This is a genomic window from Sphaerisporangium melleum (genome assembly GCF_014646695.1).
In the GTDB taxonomy this organism is placed as follows: Bacteria; Actinomycetota; Actinomycetes; order Streptosporangiales; family Streptosporangiaceae; genus Sphaerisporangium; species Sphaerisporangium melleum.
Window position 1 is genome coordinate 26,427 of record NZ_BMNT01000055.1, and the last position, 18,959, is coordinate 45,385.

Here is an 18,959-nt window from a genome sequence, read left to right on the forward strand (position 1 = left end):
GTCAGGCCGCTTGGAGTCCCGTACCGCGATCAGCGTCGGCGACGGTGCCACCTCGACACAGTTCCCACCGTTGTCGCCCGTATGACTCGATTTCTGCCATCGAGCAACCTCAACACAGTCGCCACCGTTGTTTCCGCTGTAACTCGACTTGCGCCACCGTACGGTGCTCATGTCCATCGGTCCTCCAGCGTGCGTTTGATCAGTTCCATCGACATGCTTAGCGGTAGAGCGTCTATCCGAATGGCTTCGAATAGCCGAAGGGCTGCCGAGACATCATCATGATCACTGGTCGTGAGCCCACGGACGGCTGTTTCGAAGTACGCAACTTCTACACCACCCTCCACCGTGGCGACGGAGAATCCAGCAAGGAGACCCGAACGGACAAACCCCTCGGGAACAATCTGAACGCTGATTTCGGGACACGCAACCTCTAGCAGATGTTCCAACTGAAGGCGCATGACATCGGGGCCTCCGACGAGACGACGCAGGACCGACTCGTCGATGACTGCCCGCAGCATAGGCGGCGCAGGGTCTTTGCGAGCCAGGACGACCTGACGCTCTAGTCGGGCTGCAACAGCTTCCTCGTTGTCCCCCAGGAGAGCACGCACGTAGTCCTCCGTCTGCAGAAGCCCGGGGATCATAAGTGGCTGATAGGTCCTAAGCACGGTCGCGGCTTGCTCCGTGTCCCTCCACTTTCCAAACCATGCCGGGAGCGCCTGAGCACGCCTCCAGTCCAGGAGTCGAGAGAGGGCGCCGCCGGTGGTGAGGGTGGTGTCGCAGGATTGGGCGAAGTCGGGGCTGGCGGGGAGTTGGCCGGTCTCCACGCCGCTGATGAGCGACTCGCTGAAGTGGATCTTCTGGGCGAGCTGGGCCTGGGTGAGGCCCGCCGCCTGGCGGTAGTGCCGGAGTTCCCTGCCCCAGATGGCCTGAGGCGTGTACCGATCCACCATGGTGCCCCCATCGCGAAGATTCAAGGAACGGAAGCCGAGCTTCAAGGCGACGAACTGGTAATCGTTCGCCTACTTACCGTAGCCACCTCCCGGCACTCTTGGCATACGAATTCCGCAGCAAGGAGAACGATCATGTCAGGGGCGATCGAGGCTTCCAGAACGGCGCAGGACCACGCCTACGGGCCGGGGACTCCCCTCGTCCTTCTGGGACAGAAATGGATCCCGCGCGACCGCAAATGCGTCGCGTCGGCGCGGCGCTTCGTACGGGACATCGCCCTCGACTGGGCTGCGACCGGGGACACCGTGGAAACGGTGGAGCTGCTCACCTCCGAGGTCGTCACCAATGCGCTGACCCATGGCGCGGTGGCGCAGCCGGCCACGAGTGTGCGAATCACCGTCGGCCGGGACGGGGGCCTGATGACGGTGGACGTCTATGACTCGTGCGTCGCCATTCCGGAGCCGAGGTACGCCGACTTCGGCGCGACCTCCGGGCGCGGGCTGGCCATCGTGGAATGCCTCTCCCGCAAATGGGGCTGGACCCTGCACCCGTACGGGAAGTCCGTCTGGTTCCAGCTCGCCGCATGGATACCGGAAAGCACACAAACCGCAGAAACGCCAGAAGTCGCGGGAAGCACAGGAACCACGACGACATAGCCGAATCAAGCGGATCATAGCCGCCGGAGCGGCGGGGCCCTCGGAAACCCGTACGACTCGGCGACCGGGCCGCCCGTAGGATCGCGGCATGATGTCCTCCCGCCGGCCCGGCACGGTTTTCGCCGATCACACCTTCGCCGTCCCTCTCGATCACGACGAGCCGAACGGCGCGCAGATCGAGGTGTACGCGCGGGAGGTGCGGGCCGGTGGGCAGGCGGCCGAGGGCCTTCCGTGGCTGCTCTTCCTGAACGGCGGACCCGGGTTCGCGTGCCTGCGCCCGCTCGGCGGCGAGGGCTGGCTGGATCGGGCGCTGCAGGACTACCGGGTGCTGCTGCTGGACCAGCGCGGCACCGGGCGGTCGACGCCGCTGGACCGGCGCAGCCTGCCGCGCATCGGCTCCCCCGCCGAGCAGGCCGCCCACCTCGCGCACTTTCGGGCCGACTCCATCGTCAGGGACGCCGAGCTGATCCGCCGCAGGCTGATCGGCGACGAGCCGTGGAGCGTACTCGGCCAGAGTTTCGGCGGGTTCTGCACCGTCACGTACCTGTCCTTCGCGCCGGAGGGGCTCGCGGAGGCGTTCGTCACCGGCGGTCTTCCCGGGCTGACCGCGCCGGCCGACGAGGTGTACCAGACGCTGTATCCGCAGGTGGCGGCCAAGAACTTCGAGCACTACGCGCGCCACCCCGAGGACGTCGAGCGCGCCGTGCGCGTCGCGCGGCATCTGAGCGTCAACGAGGTGACGCTGCCGACCGGGCGGCCTTTCACGGTCGAGGTGTTCCAGTCGCTCGGCAACATGCTCGGCCACAGCACCGGCAGCAAGGAGCTGCACTACCTGCTGGAGGACCCGTTCGGCGGCGGTGACGACCTGACCGACGCGTTCCTGTTCCAGGTGGAGGCCGAGCTGTCCTGGACGGCGGCGGCGCCGCTGTACTCGCTGGTCCACGAGGCGTGCTACGCGCAGGGCGAGGGCGCGACGGCCTGGTCCGCGCAGCGGGTGCGGGCCCGGTTCCCGGAGTTCGACCCGGCGGTTGCCGTGGACGGCGACGGGCCGCTGCTGTTCACCGGCGAGATGATCTACCCGTGGATGTTCGAGACCGACCCCAGCCTGCGTCCGCTGCGGGACGCCGCGCACCTGCTCGCCGAGCGGCCGTCCTGGCCGGCGCTGTACGACGTGGCCCGGCTTGAGCGCAACACCGTGCCGGTCACGGCGGCGGTCTACTACAACGACATGTACGTGGCCCGCGAGCTGTCGATGAGCACCGCGCGCACGATCAAGGGCGCGCGCACCTGGGTGACCAGCGAGTACGAGCACGACGGCCTGCGCGCGCACGGCGACGTGGTCCTGGACCACCTGCTGTCCATGCCCTGACCATGGCCGAAGGCTCATGGATCAGGGGGCAGGCGGCCCCGAGCCGGCGTCCGGTGAGGTGAAGTAGGCGGCGCTCTCGGCATCGCTCGGGTAGTACGACTCGATCGCGATCTCGTCCAGGGTGATGTCCATCGGGGTGCCGAACGTGGTGGTGGTCGAGAACAGGCTCAGCTCTCGTCCGCCGAAGCGGAAGATCATCGGCGTGGCGATCTCGGACTCGATCCGGAGCCCGGCGTCCCCGGGGTGCGGTGCCAGCAGCTCCTCGTACAGCGCGGTGAGCTCGGGGTCGGGAGCCGTGGCCAGCTGCCGGGTGATCCGGGTGCGCAGCAGCGCACGGACGTCGGCCAGGTTGACGATGTGCGGGGCGAGCCCGCGCGGGTCCAGTCCGAGCCGCGCCAAGTTGATCGGCGGGACCAGCAGGTCCGGGGCGACATGGGCGAGGAACGGGTCGAGGGCGCCATTGGTCATCACGATGTTCCACCGGCGATCGATGGCCAGCGCAGGGTACGGCTCGTGCGCGCGCAGCACTCGGGCGATCGCGTCCCAGGCCGCCGACAGCGCCTGCCGGTCGAGTGGCCGCTCGGCGTAGCGGGGCGCGAAACCGGCGGCCAGCAGCAGCCGGTTGCGTTCCCGCAGCGGCACGTCGAGCTGCTCGGCGAGCCGCAGAATCATCTCCGCGCTCGGATTGGACTTGCCGGTCTCCACCAGGCTGACGTGACGAGCCGAGACGTCGGCGGCGATCGCGAGATCAAGCTGGCTGAGCCGCCGGCGATGCCGCCACTGCCGCAGCAGTTCCCCCACCGTGTACATGGGCCTCGATGCTACTCGTCCAGCAGAAACCGGCCATGAAATGGCATTTCATCGACAACCATCGCAGCCGGTGGCCACACTTTCGCCCATGACCACGCCTGAGGACAACAAGAGCATCGTGCAGCAGGCGCTGACCGCGCTGATCGCAACCGGCGACGCCGAGGCGCTCGCGCCGCTGCTGAGTGACGACTTCCGCCATCACCGGCCGGACGGGACCGCAAGGACGAAGGCGGAATGGCTCGCCGCCGTGGACGTCGCGCTCGTCCCGCTGGCCGGCATGCAGGTCGAGATCCAGCACCTGCTGGCCGACGGCGACCACGTCATGATGTACTCGCGGCGCCGGCTGCCCGGCGCCGGGCCGGAGATCGCGGTCGTCGACATCTGGCGGCTCGGCGGCGGGCTGATCGCCGAGGTATGGGAGATCATCGAGCCGGTGAACCGGGCGGCCGCCAACTTCACGTGGTGGGAGTCATCGTGATGATCCGACCTGGTGACGCACCGTGACAGCGGTCGTGAACGGGCCGCGGCGGCCGGACGAAGGACGTTCCGTCGTCGCGCCTCTCAGGCCAGGGCATCACGGTCACGCGGCCACGACACGGAGATCACAGACGCCGACACCTGACGCACTCGCCTGTTAACTCAGAGTAACTTCCGCTGTGAAGTCGATCTACGAGGACGTTCCTCACGACCGAGTGGGAGTTCGATGTTGATATCGCGACGCCATCGATCCGTACCCGTCATGCTGTCCGGCGCCCTGATGACGCTGCTGGCGGCCGCAGGAGCGCAGGTCACGGCCGATACGACCGCGCAGGCCGCCACCGCCGCGCCGTACACCGCCACCACCACACCGCACGCGGCCACCCGGGCCGCCGCCGCGCCGTGTGTGCGGCCCGCGCAGGCCACCTACCCCGTCGACTACTACTGGAAGAACGTGCTCGGCGGCATCCTGGGCAGGGGGTCGGTCCCGGTCACCACCTCGCCGGCGCTGTGGGGCGGGGAGATCGCACCGGGCAGCACCTTCACCGTCACGCTGGCGCACCGTACGACCCAGTGGCCGCTGCTGGTCAGCCGCTACACCACCACCTGGGACCTGTCGTCCCTGCTGGCCGGCGCCGACGTGGTGAGCCAGTCGGGGACCGGCACGATCAGCGGCACCACCCTGTCGATCACCTCTCCCGGCGTCAAGACCGACCCGTCTCCCAAGGTGATCGTCTTCCGCGTCAAGCCGGGCACCGTCGGACGCAGCATGACCATCCGGCCGACCGGCATCAGCAGCGTCATCGCCGCACCGGGCCAGCTCGGCAACAACACTCCGGCCCCGCCGATCCGGATCGTCAACGGCCAGTCCATCTGGCCCACCAACGCCGCGGACGACACCGCCACCACCGTGCAGGACACCGCGGTCAGCGTGCCCGTGCTGAGCAACGACATCGGCAGGTCCCCGACGATCAGCGCCGTCACCGCGCCCGCCAACGGCACCGCGACGATCTCCGGCGGCAGCATCGTCTACACCCCGGCTCCGCTCTTCGCGGGCACCGACACCTTCACCTACACCATCACCACCGACTGCGGGACCAGCACCGCCACGGTCACCGTCGAGGTCGCCTGCAAGTACAAGCCGATCGACCTGGTCAACGGCAGCTTCGAGACGCCGCCCGTGGCCACGGTCGACTGGAACATCCCCGACGCCGCCACCAACCCGGCCGTCGGCTGGCACACCACGGCGAGCGACGGCAAGCTGGAGTTCTGGCGGGGCGGGGCGAGCGGGGTGCCGTCCGCCGACGGCCTGCAGTTCGCTGAGCTCAACGCCAGCGAGGTCTCCACGCTCTACCAGGATCTGCCCACCGTGCCGGGAACACCGATGACCTGGTCGCTATACCACCGGGGACGCCTCGGCACCGACGTGATGCAGGTGCTCATCGGCAGCCCGGGCTCGCTGGCGCCGCAGGTTCCCGCCGGGGCCACCTCCCCGGACATCTCCGACGACAACACCGCCTGGCGCCTGTACTCCGGGGTGTACATCGTGCCGCCGGGACAGACGGTGACCCGGTTCGCCTTCACCTCGGTGTCCGCCGCGGGAGGCACCCCGACGGCCGGCAACTTCCTGGACGGCGTCTCCTTCAGCACCCCGCCCTGCCCGATCATCACCGCGACGAGCAGGCTCGCCACCGCGCCCGGCGCGTCCCTCGCGAAGCCCGCCCCCGCCGACCTGCCGAACGCCAAGCCCGGCCCTGCCGACCTACCGAACCTCAGGGCCGGCACCACGATCATTCCGAACGCCCAGGCCGGCGCGGCGAAGACGGACGGCCACCGGCGTACCCACCACACCCCGGCCCGCCTCCGGAACCACCCGGCGGGAGACCCCGCCTGACCCACCCCTGACGTCCACCCGACCAAGGTGGTGGCCCTCCCCCCAGGGCCACCACAGAAAGCACTGGTCACCTCGGCTTCCGGAGACCTCGCCAGCGCTCCTCATCGCCCTGATCGATCTCCAACGTCCCCCGGTCGAACGCCCGGCACAGCCGAGTCCGGTCGCCACACTTTCCCAAAATATTTTTCGAAAAATACTTTGGGAAAGACGGCCGGTGGATCTACTGTGCTGCCATGGCCGGCGAAGAGCACAAGCGCGTTCTCGATCCTGAGCACGACGCGGCAGCGCTGAAGGCGCTCACCCATCCCTTGCGCATCCGGCTGCTCGGTCTGCTCCGGCAGGACGGGCCCGCCACCGCGAGCGAACTGGCGGCCAGGACCGGAGAGACGTCGTCTTCCACCAGCTACCACCTGCGGGTCCTGGCGAAGTACGCGTTCGTCGCCGAGGCCGAGCACCGCGACAAGCGAGAACGCCGCTGGCGGGCGGTGCACTCGGTGACGTCCTGGAACAACACGGCGATGGACGCCGCGCCGGAGAGCCGCGCCTTCGTCGGCTTCGCTCGCAGACGTCAGATCGAGCACCTGGAGGCGTCCCTTGCCCGGCATGAGGCCGACATCGCCGCCGGGCGGCTCGGCCAGGAGTGGCTGGAACCTGCGAACATCTCCGATTCGCTGCTCCGGCTGACCCCCGAGTCCCTCGCCGAGCTGCGCCTGGTGCTCGATCGGAACGCGGCCGAGCTGACCGCCCGCGACGCGGACGACCCACGCGCCGCGCAGGTCGTCTTCCTGGTCGCGGGACTGCCCCTCGCGCCGCGCGATCCCGCCCCGGATCCGGACACCTCCCCTTCGGCGTCCGCGGACGAGGACGCATCGTGAGCGAGCCGCCCGCCTTACGCACCGCACGGCGCCGCTATGTCACGGCCTGCGTGCTCTTCTGGCTTCCGGCTGCGCTCACCATCGCGCCGTTGATCCTGCTCTTCACCGAACGGGGCATGTCCCTGGTGGCCATCGCGGGCTTCTTCGCCGCGCACTCGCTCACCGCCGCCGCGCTGGAGCTGCCCACAGGCGGGCTGTCGGACGTCCTCGGACGCAGGGCCGTGCTGGCCGCCGCCGGCCTGCTGAACCTCACCGCTCTCCTCCTGCAGGGCCTTGGCACCACGCCGTGGGTGCTCACCTGCGGCATGGTCCTCATGGGCGCGGCGCGGGCCCTGTCCAGCGGGCCGGCCGAGGCGTGGTACGTCGACATCGTCCACGCGCGATCCGGCCCTGACGCCGACCTGCGCCCCGGTCTGGCGCGAGGGAGGTCCGCGACCTCGGCCGCGCTCGCCATCGGCACCCTGCTCGGCGGCGCCGTACCCTGGCTGCTGGCGACAGCCCCGGACGTGGGCACACGGCTGAGTGCGGCGACCTCCGGCCTGGTGATTCCGCTGTCGATCCCGCTGCTGCTGGGCGCCGCCGTCCAGGTCGCCTTCGTGCTGTACGTGCTGTGGGCCCTGCGCGAGCCGCCTCGGCCGGCGGTCACCGTGCGCGGCGTACTACGAGGCGTCCCGGCCACCATCGCCGGCGGACTACGCCTGGGCACACGCGACGCGCTGGTGGGGCGCATCCTGCTCAGCGCGGGGGCCGCCGGCAGCGCTCTGGCCACCGTCGAACTGCTCACCCCGGGCCGCGCCGCGACGCTGACCGGCGCACCGGAGTCCGGTGCGGTGGTCTTCGCCTCGCTCGCCTGCGCCGGATTCCTCTGCTCGGCCCTTGGCAGCCACCTCGCGCCGCTCCTGGCACGCCTCGCCGGCAGCGGCGAGCGAGCGGTGCTGGTGAGCCTCGCCACCAGCGCCTTCGGCCTGCTGCTCCTCGGCGCCACCGCGGCGGCCACCACCGGCGCACCGGCGATAGCCCTCTCGGCCGTCGGCTACGGCCTGGTGTACCTCGGCCGCGGCTGCGCGAGCCCGAACGAGAACGACCTGCTGCACCGCCGCGTCACCCGTGCGGGACGAGCCACCGCGTTATCCGTCCAGTCCCTCGCCCTGCAACTGACCGGCGCCCTCACCGGCCTGCTCGTAGGAGTCCTGCCGCCCGGCCCGATCCCCTGGCTGCTCGCAGGCGCCGTACTGCTGACCGGAGCCCTCCTGTGGACCCACCGCAGCCAACCCGCTCCGGCGCCCGCCACCGGAACGACCACGACGTCGCCGTCCCAAAGCATGGATGCTCCACCATCCGACTGACGGATCAGAGGGTGCCACCACGGTCTGGATCCGCTGTGGCAGGACATCCCGCTGCCGCGCTCCGTGCGACAGAAGGATCATCGCCTGGGCGTACCAGCGATTCCCTCCTCGCTGCGCCTCTCGAATCAGCGGGTGGACTGCGGCGTCCTAGCGGTACCTGTTCCCTACCTTGAGCCTGAGAGAGTGGCGTAGACGATGATGTTGTCGGTGTAGCTGTGCGCCTTGGGGTTGAAGACGCCGCCGCAGGTGATCAGGCGCAGGCTCGGCCGGTCGACGTGGCCGTAGACGCGCTTGGTGGGGAACCGGTTCTTGCTCGCCTGCTCGGCCCCGTCCACGGTGAACCGCGCCACCGAGCCGTCCGCGCGGACCACGCTGATCGTGTCACCACGGGTCAACTCGCGCAGCCGGCTGAACACCGCCGGGCCACTGCGGGTGTTCACGTGGCCGAGGATCACCGCCGGGCCCATCTCCCCCGGAGCCGGTCCGAGCCGGTACCAGCCCGCCAGCTTCGGCCGGTTGAGCGGCGGCACCTCGATCTCGCGGTTACGGTCCACCCCGAGGGACACCAGCGCCGCGTCCACGCCGATGCGCGGAATGCGGACACGAACCGGCGGAGACTTGCGGAGCGGCTTGCCGGGCCGGGCGGCCGGAGACGGCGGGGACGCGGCGGGCGCGGCCGCCACCAGCGGCGAGTTGGCCCCGCCCGGACCGACCGTCGCGGTACCGGCCGCGAGCGGAGCCATCTCGGCCCCGTTCACCGTCGCCGTTCCCGTGCCGAGGCCGGTACCTGACCCGGCAGAGCCCTGCCCGGCACCATCGGTCTGGCCCATCTGGGCCATGAACGGCGTCTGACCGGCATCGCCCACGAGGGCCGGGTCCGATGCGGGAGTGAGGTAGATCAGCAGCCCGGCCATCACCGCACCGATGCCCGCCAGCGAACCGGCGGTCAGCAGCACGGGTGCCATGGCCTTCCGCCAGCGCCCGTCCAAAGGCCGCCCCAGGCCACCCGGGGCCGCGTCCATCCGGTTGCTCATGCTCCTCGGGTCGTCCATGTTCCTCGGGCCGCGCGTGGCCTGGTCCCCGCCACTCTGTCCGTCCTGTCCGGAGTCACCGCCCGCCGTGGCCTCCGGTGGCAGCCTGCCGCTCATTCTGCGCTTCCGCGCCCGGCATCGATCGGGCCGACGGCGCTGTTCGCGGCCAGTGTCCGATGCGCGGCCCGCCGGCGCCGCAGCGCCAGACCGCCAAGGGCGCTGGCCAGGGTCAACGCGGTGCCGTACCCGATGAGCGGACCGGCGCCGACGCCGTCCGGCGCCTCACCCGTATGCGCGCCACCCCTCGGCGTCACCCGCACCTGAGGGGTGGAACTGGCCTTCGGAGTCTTGCTCGCCTTCGGCGTCGGGCTGGCCGTCTCGGTCGGCGCCCCGTGCCCCTGCCCACCCCCGGACAACACGACAACCCCCCGAACCGAGTCATCCCCATCCGACACCCGCCCGCTCCCGCTGCTGCTCGGGCTAGGCGTGGGAGTAGGCGCCGCCACCACATCAACCGTCGCAGTGGCCGGAGTGCCATCGAAGGAGCACACCGCCGTGAACATCGAAGGAGGAACCGCCAGGTCACCGGTGATGAATTCGAAGGCATCCACCGCCATGATCGAGCCGGTCTCCGCCAGGTTTGTGAAGGTCACCGTGTGGTCGCCGTAGTCCAGTTTCTTGTCCCACAAGACCTGCTGAGCCTTGGGCTTCGGCTCGGGCGACTGCTCGTCATGAGCATCGATGACCTCGACCGGTTCCTTCGAATCATCAATTTTGATCGCGACCTTGCCCACCGTCTTGACGCGTTCGCCGATGTAGCGGATGCGGTCGCCGAGGAACTTCACCTCGACGAAGGAGCCCGGCTTGTTGCTCGCATGTAGATCGTTCTGAAAGTCGCCGTAAGACTCCCGCTTGTCCGCATAAATCCAGTCGCCGTGGTCGTCGTAGACGATCGGACCGTGCTGGTGTGTCTTGTCCACGCCGCCGTGGGGAGCGGTGGGGTCGTCGGTGTCGTTGACCCGGACGGTGCTCGCGGGCGGCGTGAAGGTGAGGGTGAGCTGCCCGGGCGTGAGAAGCAGCTTGCCTTCTTTGATGGTCGACACCGAACCCGAGATCGCGGTCGGCATCTCCAGGGGTCCGCCTGCCTGTAACTCGCCCTGCTCTTTGGTGCCGGTCGAGTCAAGTTTGCCCTGCCAAAGCCCGGCCACATCGACGGTCGCGGTCACGGAGAGCCGGCCACCCTTGGCGAAGTGCGCGGACGACACCAGCGGGGAGGCGCTCATTGTCCAGTCCACGGCGATCCGCTCACCCACCCGGACGGTCTTGGGGATCGCGACGTCTACCTGGATGGGCAGCTCCTGGCTCCTCGGGATGAACGCGCCGCCCTGGCAGGTGTACTGGTAGTGGTGATAGCCCGTGTCGGCGACTCCCGGGGCGGCCGGGAGGATTATGGCGCCGGCCGCGCAGGCGGCAGCCAGGGTGGTGGCTGTTGTGAGTGATCTGCGGAACTTGGAACCCCACCCGTTCACGATCGCCTCCGATCACGCCCGGCCCTTGGCGGCCGGAGAAGATCGTATGACTTTGCGGACTTACGCCGGGCTTATCCAGGAGTACCACTGCCGAACGTGGCTGATTTGTAACGTTCCGGAAGGATCACCAGAACAGCGGCACCTAGATCGTGGCCTAGCGATGATCAGACAGGTTCGCCGGTTCGCGCCGTAATACGGCACCGGTGTTCGCCGTATCCCGTCCCGCCGACGCGGCGCCGCCAGAGGACCTATCGGACGGACGGGAAGAAGCCGGTCCGGAGGCGATGCCGACCTCCGACGTCGATGACATGGCGGAAGCACAGGCTTAGCACCCGGGACGCACGGCAGAGACGGCCAGGGCCGACGAAGAGGTCGGGCCCACCATCGCCCGCAGCGGCGGACCGGCGCGCACGATCCGCTCCCGGGTGCGCCAGGACAGGGTGGGGTGGAGGGGTGGGCAGGGAACAGAATTGTATTCTGGTGGGGTCACCCCCCAAGGAGGAGAAGCGAATGCAGCGAGACCTCTTCGAGGAGGAGCACCTGCTCTTCCGTGAGACCGTGCGCGAGTTCATGACGCGTGAGGTCGTCCCGCACCACGCTCAGTGGGAGAAGGACGGCATCGTCCCGCGCGAGGTGTGGAAGAAGGCCGGCGAGCTGGGGATGTTCGGGTTCTCGGTTCCGGAGGAGTACGGCGGTTCCGGGATCACCGACTTCCGCTACAACGTGGTCATCGTCGAGGAGATCATCAGGTTCGGCGCGACCGGGCTCGGGTTCGGCCTGCACAACGACATCATGGCCCCGTACATCGTGGACCTCACCAACGACGAGCAGAAGGGGCGCTGGCTCCCCGGCTTCGCGTCGGGTGAGCTGATCACCGCCATCGGCATGACCGAGCCGGGCGCGGGCAGCGACCTGCAGGGCATCAAGACGACGGCGGTCCGGGACGGCGACCACTACGTCGTCAACGGCCAGAAGACGTTCATCACGAACGGCATCAACTCCGACCTGGTCGTGGTCGTGGCGAAGACCGATCCGACGGCGGGCGCGCACGGCACCACGCTGCTGGTGGTCGAGCGGGGCATGGACGGCTTCTCCCGGGGGCGCAACCTGGAGAAGATCGGCATGCACGCCCAGGACACCGCCGAGTTGTTCTTCGAGAACGTCCGCGTGCCGGTGGCGAACCGCCTCGGCGAGGAGGAGGGGCAGGGGTTCATCCAGCTCATGGTGAACCTCCCGCAGGAGCGGCTGTCGATCGCGGTGGCGGCGGTGGCCGCGGCGGAGTCGGTGCTGGAGACCACCATTGAGTACTGCCGGAACCGCCAGGCGTTCGGCCGGAACATCGGCAAGTTCCAGAACACCCGGTTCGTGCTGGCGGAGCTGTCCACCGAGGTGGAGATCGCCCGGCACTACGTGGACAAGTGCATTCGCGCGCTCAACGCCAAGCAGCTCACTGTGGTGGACGCCGCCAAGGCCAAGTGGTGGACGACCGAGCTGCAGCACAAGGTGATCGACCGCTGTGTCCAGCTCCACGGCGGGTACGGCTACATGCTGGAGTATCCGGTGGCCAAGGCGTGGCTGGACAGCCGGGTGCAGACGATCTACGGCGGCACGACCGAGATCATGAAGGAGATCATCGGCCGGTCCTTCGGTTTCTGATCCGGCCCAGGGACCGGCGAACGCGGGCCGCCACGGACCTTGCGCCGACGCGTCTCACGGGGTGTCGGGCCGCCCGCGGGTACGCAAGGACGGACCACGGGCGTGGAGCGAGCACAGCGATGATCCAGGTTCTGGGCCGGAGTTCGGCAACAGGTCCGCGTCGCCGCGAGGCGGAGCCGGTGCCCGGCCGGTGGGGGTGCGGTGTCAGGCGCCGAGGGAGGCATATGTGGGCCATCAATAATCGGCTCGTCCGCGTATGAAACCCGTCAAAACGCGTCAAGTCCCGTACGCAGCGCGCTTGTCTCATCGTGAGGGCTCCGGTCGCGGGCCGGGGAACCTACCCCGGCCCGCCGGAGGCGTCGCGAGGAGCGCGAGGAGTGCGCATGGGAGAGGGAGTCGCGTCCCCGACCACCGGAAGGCCGGCTTTGATCGTCCGGCCGTATGCCGGTGAGACGGCCTGGTACCCGGGCCCGGTGACCACCCGCCGGCCGGGCCGGTCGCCGCGTACGGGGAACGGTGACGGTGTGGACACGGCACGGGCCGCCGCGGTCGGGGAACGGTGACGGTGTGGAGACGGAACGGGCGGCGGACGCGGCGCGGGTGGCCGGCACGCGGCGCGGGCGGCTGCGTGTCTACCTGGGCGCCGCGCCCGGCGTGGGCAAGACGTACGCGATGCTCGCCCAGGGCCGCCGCGCGATCTCCCGGGGCAGGGACGTGGTCGTCGGCCTGGTCGAGACGCACGGCCGGGCCCGTACCGCCGAGCTGCTCACCGGCCTGGAGATCCTCCCCCGCAGGACCGTCACCTACCGGGGGACGACGTTCACCGAGCTGGACGTGGACGCCGTGCTCGCCCGCAGGCCGAAGATCGTCCTGATCGACGAGCTGGCGCACACCAACGTGCCCGGCTCGCGCAACCACAAGCGGTGGCAGGACATCGACGACATCCTGGACGCCGGGATCGACGTGATCTCCACGGTCAACATCCAGCACCTGGAGTCCCTCAACGACGTCGTCGAGCAGATCGCCGGTGTGCCGCAGCGCGAGACGGTGCCGGATGAAGTGGTACGCCGGGCCGACCAGGTCGAGCTGGTCGACATGTCCCCCGAGGCGCTGCGCCGGCGGCTCGCGCACGGCAATGTCTACCCGCCGGAGAAGATCGACGCGGCCCTGTCGAACTACTTCCGCGAGGGCAACCTGACCGCGCTGCGCGAGCTGGCGCTGCTGTGGGTCGCCGGCAAGGTGGACGAGCAGCTCGAACGCTACCGCGCGGAGCACGGCATCGCGGGCACCTGGGAGGCGCGGGAGCGGGTCGTGGTGGCGCTGACCGGCGGCCCCGAGGGCGACACGCTGGTCCGGCGGGCCGCGCGCATCGCCGCCCGCAGCCAGGGCGCCGACCTGCTGGCCGTGCACGTCACCCGCTCGGACGGGCTCGCCGGCGCCGACCCGGCCCATCTGGCCCGCCAGCGCGCCCTGGTCGAGAGCATGGGCGGCAGCTACCGCCAGGTCGTCGGCGAGGACGTCCCGGGCGCGCTGCTGGACTTCGCGCGCGGGGTCAACGCCACCCAGCTCGTGCTCGGCGCGTCCCGGCGCGGCCGGCTGGCCCGGTTGCTGTCGCCGGGGGTCGGCATGACCACGGCCGCGCGGTCCGGCTCGGTGGACGTCCATCTGATCACCCACGAACACGTCAGCAAGGGACGGCTGCGGCCGCCGCCGTCCCGCGCCGCCCTCACCAGGGGCCGGCGGCTGGCCGGGTGGGCGCTGGCGGTGGCCGGTGTGCCGGTGCTCGCCGCGGCGCTGGTCCCCTTCCGGGACGCCCTGACACTGCCCAGCGAGATCCTGCTGTTCCTGCTGATGGTCGTCGGGGTGGCCCTGGTCGGCGGGCTGTGGCCCGCGGTGACCGCGGCCGTGGCCGGCTTCGCTCTGCTCAACTGGTTCTTCACCCCGCCGCTCGGCACGCTCAACGTCTCGGAGCCGCAGAACCTGTTCGCGCTGGTCGTCTTCGTCCTGGTCGCGGTCATGGTCAGCACGGTCGTGGTCCTCGCGGCCCGGCGGACCCGGGAGGCCGCGCGCGCCGGGGCGGAGGCCGAGGTGCTGTCCACGCTGGCGGGGCACGTGCTGCGCGGCGAGGCGGCACTGGCGTCGCTGCTCGACCGGCTGCGCGAGACGTTCACCCTGTCGTCGGTGACCCTGCTGGAACGCGTCGGCCCGCCCGGCCCCGAACACCGCTCCGTTCCGCACTGCTGGCGGATCGTCGCCACCTCCGGCGGGCCGCCCTGCAGCACCCCGGACGACTCCGACACCGATGTGCTGATCGACGACGATCTCGTGCTCGCCGTCCGCGGGCACCTGCTGGCCGCGGAGGACCGCCGGCTGCTGGAGGCGTTCGCCGCCGAGGCGGCCGTCGCGCTGCGCCAGGAGCGCCTGCGTCAGGAGGCCGAGGCCGCCAGGCCGCTGGCCGAGGCCGACAAGATGCGTACGGCGCTGCTGGCCGCGGTCAGCCATGACCTGCGTACGCCGCTCGCCTCGGCCAAGGCGGCGGTGGACAGCCTGCGCAACACGGCCATCGACTGGTCCCCGCAGGACCGCGCCGAGTTGCTGGCCACCGCGGGCGAGTCGCTGGCGAAGCTGGACCGGCTGGTGGCCAATCTGCTCGACATGAGCCGGCTGCAGGCCGGAGTGCTCGGCCTCACCCTGCAACCGGTCGCCCTGGAGGACGTCATTCCGCGGGCCATCGACGACCTCGGCCCGCTCGCCGACCGGGTCCGGGACGACATCCCGGTGGAGCTTCCGGAGATCACGACCGATCCCGCGCTGCTGGAGCGCATTCTGGTCAACCTGATGTCGAACGCGGTCCGCTTCACCCCTCCCGGCGAGAATGTCCTGGTCACCGCCAGCCGGTACGGTGACCGGGTGGAGATCCGGGTGATCGACCGCGGTCCCGGCATCGCGCGCGAGGCCCATGACCGGGTGTTCCTGCCGTTCCAGCGGCTCGGCGACCGGGACAACCACAGCGGCGTGGGGCTGGGCCTGGCACTGGCCCGTGGGCTGGCCGAGGCCATGGGCGGCGGGCTGACCCCGGACGAGACTCCGGGAGGAGGACTCACCATGATCGTTTCACTGCCCGTCCACCATCCGTCCATCACCCCGCTGTCCCCTTCGCCGTCCGCGGCCCCGGCGCGTGCGGATGAACGCCCGGAGCCCGACCCCGGACGATCGGCGCCGGAGACCGGACCGGCCGAGGCCACGGCCGAACACCCCAAGGAGGGAGGGTGACGCGGGTCCTGGTCGTGGACGACGAGCCGCAGTTGCTGCGGGCGCTGCGCATCAACCTGGTCGCCCGCCACTACGAGGTGGCGGTGGCCCCGGACGGCGGCGCCGCGCTGCGCGAGGCCGCGCGCTTCCACCCTGACCTCGTCCTGCTCGACCTGGGACTGCCCGACCTCGACGGGGTGGAGGTGATCCACGGGCTGCGCGGCTGGACGCGGGTTCCGATCCTCGTGCTATCCGGCCGGGCCGGCAACAAGGACAAGATCGACGCGCTGGACGCGGGGGCGGACGACTACGTCACCAAGCCGTTCGACCTGGAGGAGCTGTTCGCCCGCATCCGCGCCGTCACCCGGCGCACGGCCGCGCACGAGGCCGGCATCGCGCGGGTCCGCATCGGCGAGCACACCATCGACCTGACCACCAAGACCGTCTCCGGAGACGTCCGGCTGACGCCCACCGAATGGCACATGCTGGAGTTGCTGCTGCGCAACCCCGGACGGCTGATCAGCCAGCGGCAGATGCTCACCGAGGTGTGGGGCGCCGGGTACGGCAAAGAGACCCACTACCTGCGCCAGTACATGGCCCAGTTGCGCAAGAAGCTGGAACGCGACCCCTCCCGCCCGGTCCACCTGATCACCGAGCCGGGCATGGGTTACCGCTTCACTCCCTGACCGCTCCCCGCGGCGGCCGTACACGCGCAAAGGCCTCCGGCACGGCGGGTCGCGCCGTGCCGGAGGGCGTCGGGTGTGCTCCGCCCCGGGTGGTGGTCATCCGGGGCGGCCGGCCTGCGGGACTATCTGGTCCAGGTCCACTTCTGGTTGTTGCCGCCGTGGCAGGAGTAGAGCTGGATCTTGCTGCCGTTGGCGGTCGCGGCGCCGCTGACGTCCAGGCAGAGGTTCGACTGCACGCCGGTGATGCTGCCGTCGGAGTTGACGCGCCACTGCTGGTTGGCGCCGCCGTGGCAGGAGTAGATCTGCACCTTGGTGCCATTGCCGGTGCCGGCGGCGTCCAGGCACTTGTTGCCGTAGACCTTGATCTCCTGCGCGGAGGTCGAGGCCCACGTCTGGTTGGCCTGGCCGTTGCAGTCCCAGAGGGCCACCTGCGTGCCGTCGGTGGTGCTGGCGCCCGGCACGTCGATGCACCGGCCGGAGGCGACACCCTTGATCGGCCCGCTACCGCCCGGCGTGGGGGTGGGCGTCGGGCTCGGCGTCGGTGTGGGGCCGGTGGGCGTGGGAGTCGGGCTCGGGGAAGTGGTGCCGTCCAGGCCGAGGAAGGAGATGGCGTAGGCGAGCTGGCCGGTCATCGGCAGCTGGTGGCCGACACCGCTGATGCTGATCCCTTCGATGGTGGCCTGCGTCGTGGTGGTGCCGTACCGGGTGCGGGTCCAGGACGACTGCGGGTGGTCGGTGAACGCCGGGGTCTGGCTCAGTCCGTGCAGGTTGGTCCACTGCTTGATCTCCTCGCCGAAGTTGGGGTAGGCGAGGGTGGTGTCGGTGTTGCCGTGCCAGAGCTGGATGCGCGGGTAGCGGCCGGTGTAGCCGGGGTACATCGCGCGCGCCTGGTCGCCCCACTGCTGGGCGGTCTTGATCAGGTTGCCGCCGGAACACTGGCTGTTCCACAGCGACCCGTTGGTGGTCGCGAAGCAGCCGGCGGGGACGCCGGAGTACGCCGAGGCGGCCGAGAACACGTCGGGGTACTGCGCGGCGAGCACGTTGGTCATCATCGCGCCGGAGGAGAAGCCGCTGACCACGATGCGGCCCGGGTCGACGTTGTAGCGCTGACGGGTGTAGGCGACCATGGACATGATGGCCGTGGAGTCGCCGCCGCCGTCGCGCCGCAGCGCGTTCGCGGTGGAGACGTCGAAGCACTTCTCGCTGCGGGTGGCCTCGGGGAGCACGATGATGTACCCGTACCGGTCGGCGGCGGTGACGAAGTCACGCCCGTTGCCGCCGAAGATCGCGCTGGCCGAGCCGCCGCAGTAGTGGACCAGGACCAGCAGTGCCGGCTGGGCGGCCACCCGGTCCGGCACATAGATGTACATGTTCAGGTTCGTCGGGTTGTTCCCGAAGTTGGTCACCCGGGTCAGTGACGCGGCCGTGACGGGCCGGGCCGCCAGCAGCATGCCCGCGATCACCAGGGGCAGGGTGGCGACCGCCAACAGGGCTCTGAGCCTTCGTCTCACGGGGGGTCCTTTCGTCTTCCAGAGACATGCGATGACGTCATCGCGCACGACCTCTTCACGGCAGCGGCGAAGAGGCCCGGATGAGTGGCCTTGTTAGCGTTCACATCCGGTCGTCGACCGCGCTTCCTCAGCGTTCGTATTCGGTTGTCGGCCGCGCGGTCCTTCCTGGTCGGGGTGCTCCGGGATGGTGGTGGGCGGAGCAAATACGAGGCCGGGACGCGTCGTCAAGAGTCCGACACATCGCGCGCGAGGCCGGTACGGCGGCCGGGATAGGCCTATCTGCCGTTATCGGTGACACCGCACTTGAGCACCATCGGCCTGGTGATGAAAGTTTCAACGACGTCTGCGCCGCCGACCGCCCAGATCGTCACGGTATTCCGGGAGGCGGGAAGGGGCCTCGGAGCAGGGTGCGGCATAACGACCTGCGGCCGAAAGTTTCGTCATGCTCTTGACATGTTTCGGGATGGTTTCCACACTGAGTCCCCGAGGCGGTCCCGTCCCGTCAGCTCGTGGTGGTGCTGACGGGGACCGCCGTCCGCGCGACACCCTCGCGGTGTGCGCCTTGCGGCTGATGGGGCGCGGCGTCGTTCCGGCGGGGTGCTTCCGCATCCCCCGGTGATCCGTGTCCCTCGTACCCGTCAACCGTCCCCGTTCATGGCTTTTGTGATCCCCGTTATGGAGGCTCAGGCATGGGCTCTAATGCCACCCCCCCGCCGCCTGGAACCCGACGACCTCTGAAGGGCCTGCGGATCCTGATCGCCGGCGCGCTCGGCGTGCTCGGCACGGTCACCGCGCTGACGATGCCCGCGCCGGCCGGCGCGGCGGCGAGCACCCTCGGTGCCGCGGCCGCGCAGAGCGGCCGGTACTTCGGCACCGCGATCGCCGCGGGCAAGCTGGGTGACTCGACCTACACCACGAT

15 protein-coding genes and 1 pseudogene are annotated in these 18,959 nt (G+C 70.0%); 10 read left to right on the forward strand and 6 right to left on the reverse strand.

Annotated elements, in window-relative coordinates; genetic code table 11:
- Together IEY93_RS33785 and IEY93_RS33790 are read right to left on the reverse strand one after the other, a co-directional pair.
- A partial coding sequence (locus IEY93_RS33785) for a DUF397 domain-containing protein (RefSeq protein ID WP_189167255.1) occupies positions 1-177 on the reverse strand: 177 nt, incomplete at its 3' end.
- A complete protein-coding gene (locus IEY93_RS33790) occupies positions 168-950 on the reverse strand; it encodes a helix-turn-helix domain-containing protein (protein ID WP_189167242.1) in 783 nt (260 codons plus the stop codon). The genes IEY93_RS33785 and IEY93_RS33790, both read right to left, overlap by 10 nt.
- 132 nt (positions 951-1,082) lie before the next feature.
- Between IEY93_RS33790 and IEY93_RS33795 the strand changes: the two genes are divergently transcribed.
- Both IEY93_RS33795 and IEY93_RS33800 read left to right on the forward strand, forming a co-directional pair.
- On the forward strand, positions 1,083-1,604 hold the full coding sequence (locus tag IEY93_RS33795) for an ATP-binding protein (protein WP_189167243.1): 522 nt from the start codon (positions 1,083-1,085) through the stop codon (positions 1,602-1,604).
- An 88-nt stretch (positions 1,605-1,692) separates the two neighbouring features.
- The gene (locus IEY93_RS33800) at positions 1,693-2,973 is read left to right on the forward strand and encodes an alpha/beta fold hydrolase (RefSeq protein WP_189167244.1); all 1,281 of its coding nucleotides are present in this window, start codon (positions 1,693-1,695) and stop codon (positions 2,971-2,973) included.
- A 21-nt stretch (positions 2,974-2,994) separates the two neighbouring features.
- Here the strand turns inward: IEY93_RS33800 and IEY93_RS33805 are convergent, their stop codons facing one another.
- Positions 2,995-3,783: a helix-turn-helix domain-containing protein gene (locus IEY93_RS33805; RefSeq protein WP_189167245.1), complete on the reverse strand. Its 789-nt coding sequence runs from the start codon at positions 3,781-3,783 to the stop codon at positions 2,995-2,997.
- Positions 3,784-3,871: 88 nt separating this feature from the next.
- Here IEY93_RS33805 and IEY93_RS33810 point away from each other — a divergent pair, with 88 nt between their 5' ends.
- The 4 genes from IEY93_RS33810 to IEY93_RS33825 all read left to right on the forward strand — a co-directional run bounded on the left by IEY93_RS33810 (position 3,872) and on the right by IEY93_RS33825 (position 8,375).
- Complete coding sequence (locus tag IEY93_RS33810; RefSeq protein WP_189167246.1) at positions 3,872-4,261, forward strand: nuclear transport factor 2 family protein; 390 nt, start codon at positions 3,872-3,874, stop codon at positions 4,259-4,261.
- A 261-nt stretch (positions 4,262-4,522) separates the two neighbouring features.
- Positions 4,523-6,154: an Ig-like domain-containing protein gene (locus IEY93_RS33815; RefSeq protein ID WP_189167247.1), complete on the forward strand. Its 1,632-nt coding sequence runs from the start codon at positions 4,523-4,525 to the stop codon at positions 6,152-6,154.
- Positions 6,155-6,387: 233 nt separating this feature from the next.
- A complete protein-coding gene (locus tag IEY93_RS33820; RefSeq protein WP_189167248.1) occupies positions 6,388-7,029 on the forward strand; it encodes a winged helix-turn-helix domain-containing protein in 642 nt (213 codons plus the stop codon).
- Positions 7,026-8,375: an MFS transporter gene (locus IEY93_RS33825; protein WP_203969035.1), complete on the forward strand. Its 1,350-nt coding sequence runs from the start codon at positions 7,026-7,028 to the stop codon at positions 8,373-8,375. Before IEY93_RS33820 ends, IEY93_RS33825 begins: the two co-directional genes overlap by 4 nt.
- Positions 8,376-8,539: 164 nt before the next feature.
- Here the strand turns inward: IEY93_RS33825 and IEY93_RS33830 are convergent, their stop codons facing one another.
- Both IEY93_RS33830 and IEY93_RS33835 read right to left on the reverse strand, forming a co-directional pair.
- The gene (locus tag IEY93_RS33830) at positions 8,540-9,409 is read right to left on the reverse strand and encodes a class F sortase (RefSeq protein ID WP_229691700.1); all 870 of its coding nucleotides are present in this window, start codon (positions 9,407-9,409) and stop codon (positions 8,540-8,542) included.
- A gap of 110 nt (positions 9,410-9,519) precedes the next feature.
- Positions 9,520-10,935: a hypothetical protein gene (locus IEY93_RS33835; RefSeq protein ID WP_189167249.1), complete on the reverse strand. Its 1,416-nt coding sequence runs from the start codon at positions 10,933-10,935 to the stop codon at positions 9,520-9,522.
- 510 nt (positions 10,936-11,445) lie between these two features.
- Between IEY93_RS33835 and IEY93_RS33840 the strand changes: the two genes are divergently transcribed.
- From IEY93_RS33840 to IEY93_RS33850, 3 genes are all read left to right on the forward strand, one after another.
- Positions 11,446-12,591: an acyl-CoA dehydrogenase family protein gene (locus tag IEY93_RS33840; protein WP_189167250.1), complete on the forward strand. Its 1,146-nt coding sequence runs from the start codon at positions 11,446-11,448 to the stop codon at positions 12,589-12,591.
- A gap of 567 nt (positions 12,592-13,158) precedes the next feature.
- Positions 13,159-15,864 carry a DUF4118 domain-containing protein gene (locus IEY93_RS33845; RefSeq protein ID WP_268241597.1) on the forward strand — a complete coding sequence of 902 codons (2,706 nt, stop codon included), beginning with the start codon at positions 13,159-13,161 and terminating at the stop codon, positions 15,862-15,864.
- Positions 15,861-16,529, forward strand: coding sequence for a response regulator (locus IEY93_RS33850; RefSeq protein WP_189167251.1), 669 nt, complete (start codon positions 15,861-15,863; stop codon positions 16,527-16,529). Before IEY93_RS33845 ends, IEY93_RS33850 begins: the two co-directional genes overlap by 4 nt.
- Positions 16,530-16,651: 122 nt before the next feature.
- On the opposite strand, the gene IEY93_RS33855 is transcribed toward IEY93_RS33850, so the two are convergent.
- Complete coding sequence (locus IEY93_RS33855; protein ID WP_189167252.1) at positions 16,652-18,040, reverse strand: extracellular catalytic domain type 1 short-chain-length polyhydroxyalkanoate depolymerase; 1,389 nt, start codon at positions 18,038-18,040, stop codon at positions 16,652-16,654.
- A 689-nt stretch (positions 18,041-18,729) separates the two neighbouring features.
- On the opposite strand from IEY93_RS33855, the pseudogene IEY93_RS33860 reads away from it, so the two are divergent.
- Positions 18,730-18,959, forward strand: a pseudogene (locus IEY93_RS33860) (endo-1,4-beta-xylanase); the annotation flags it as partial.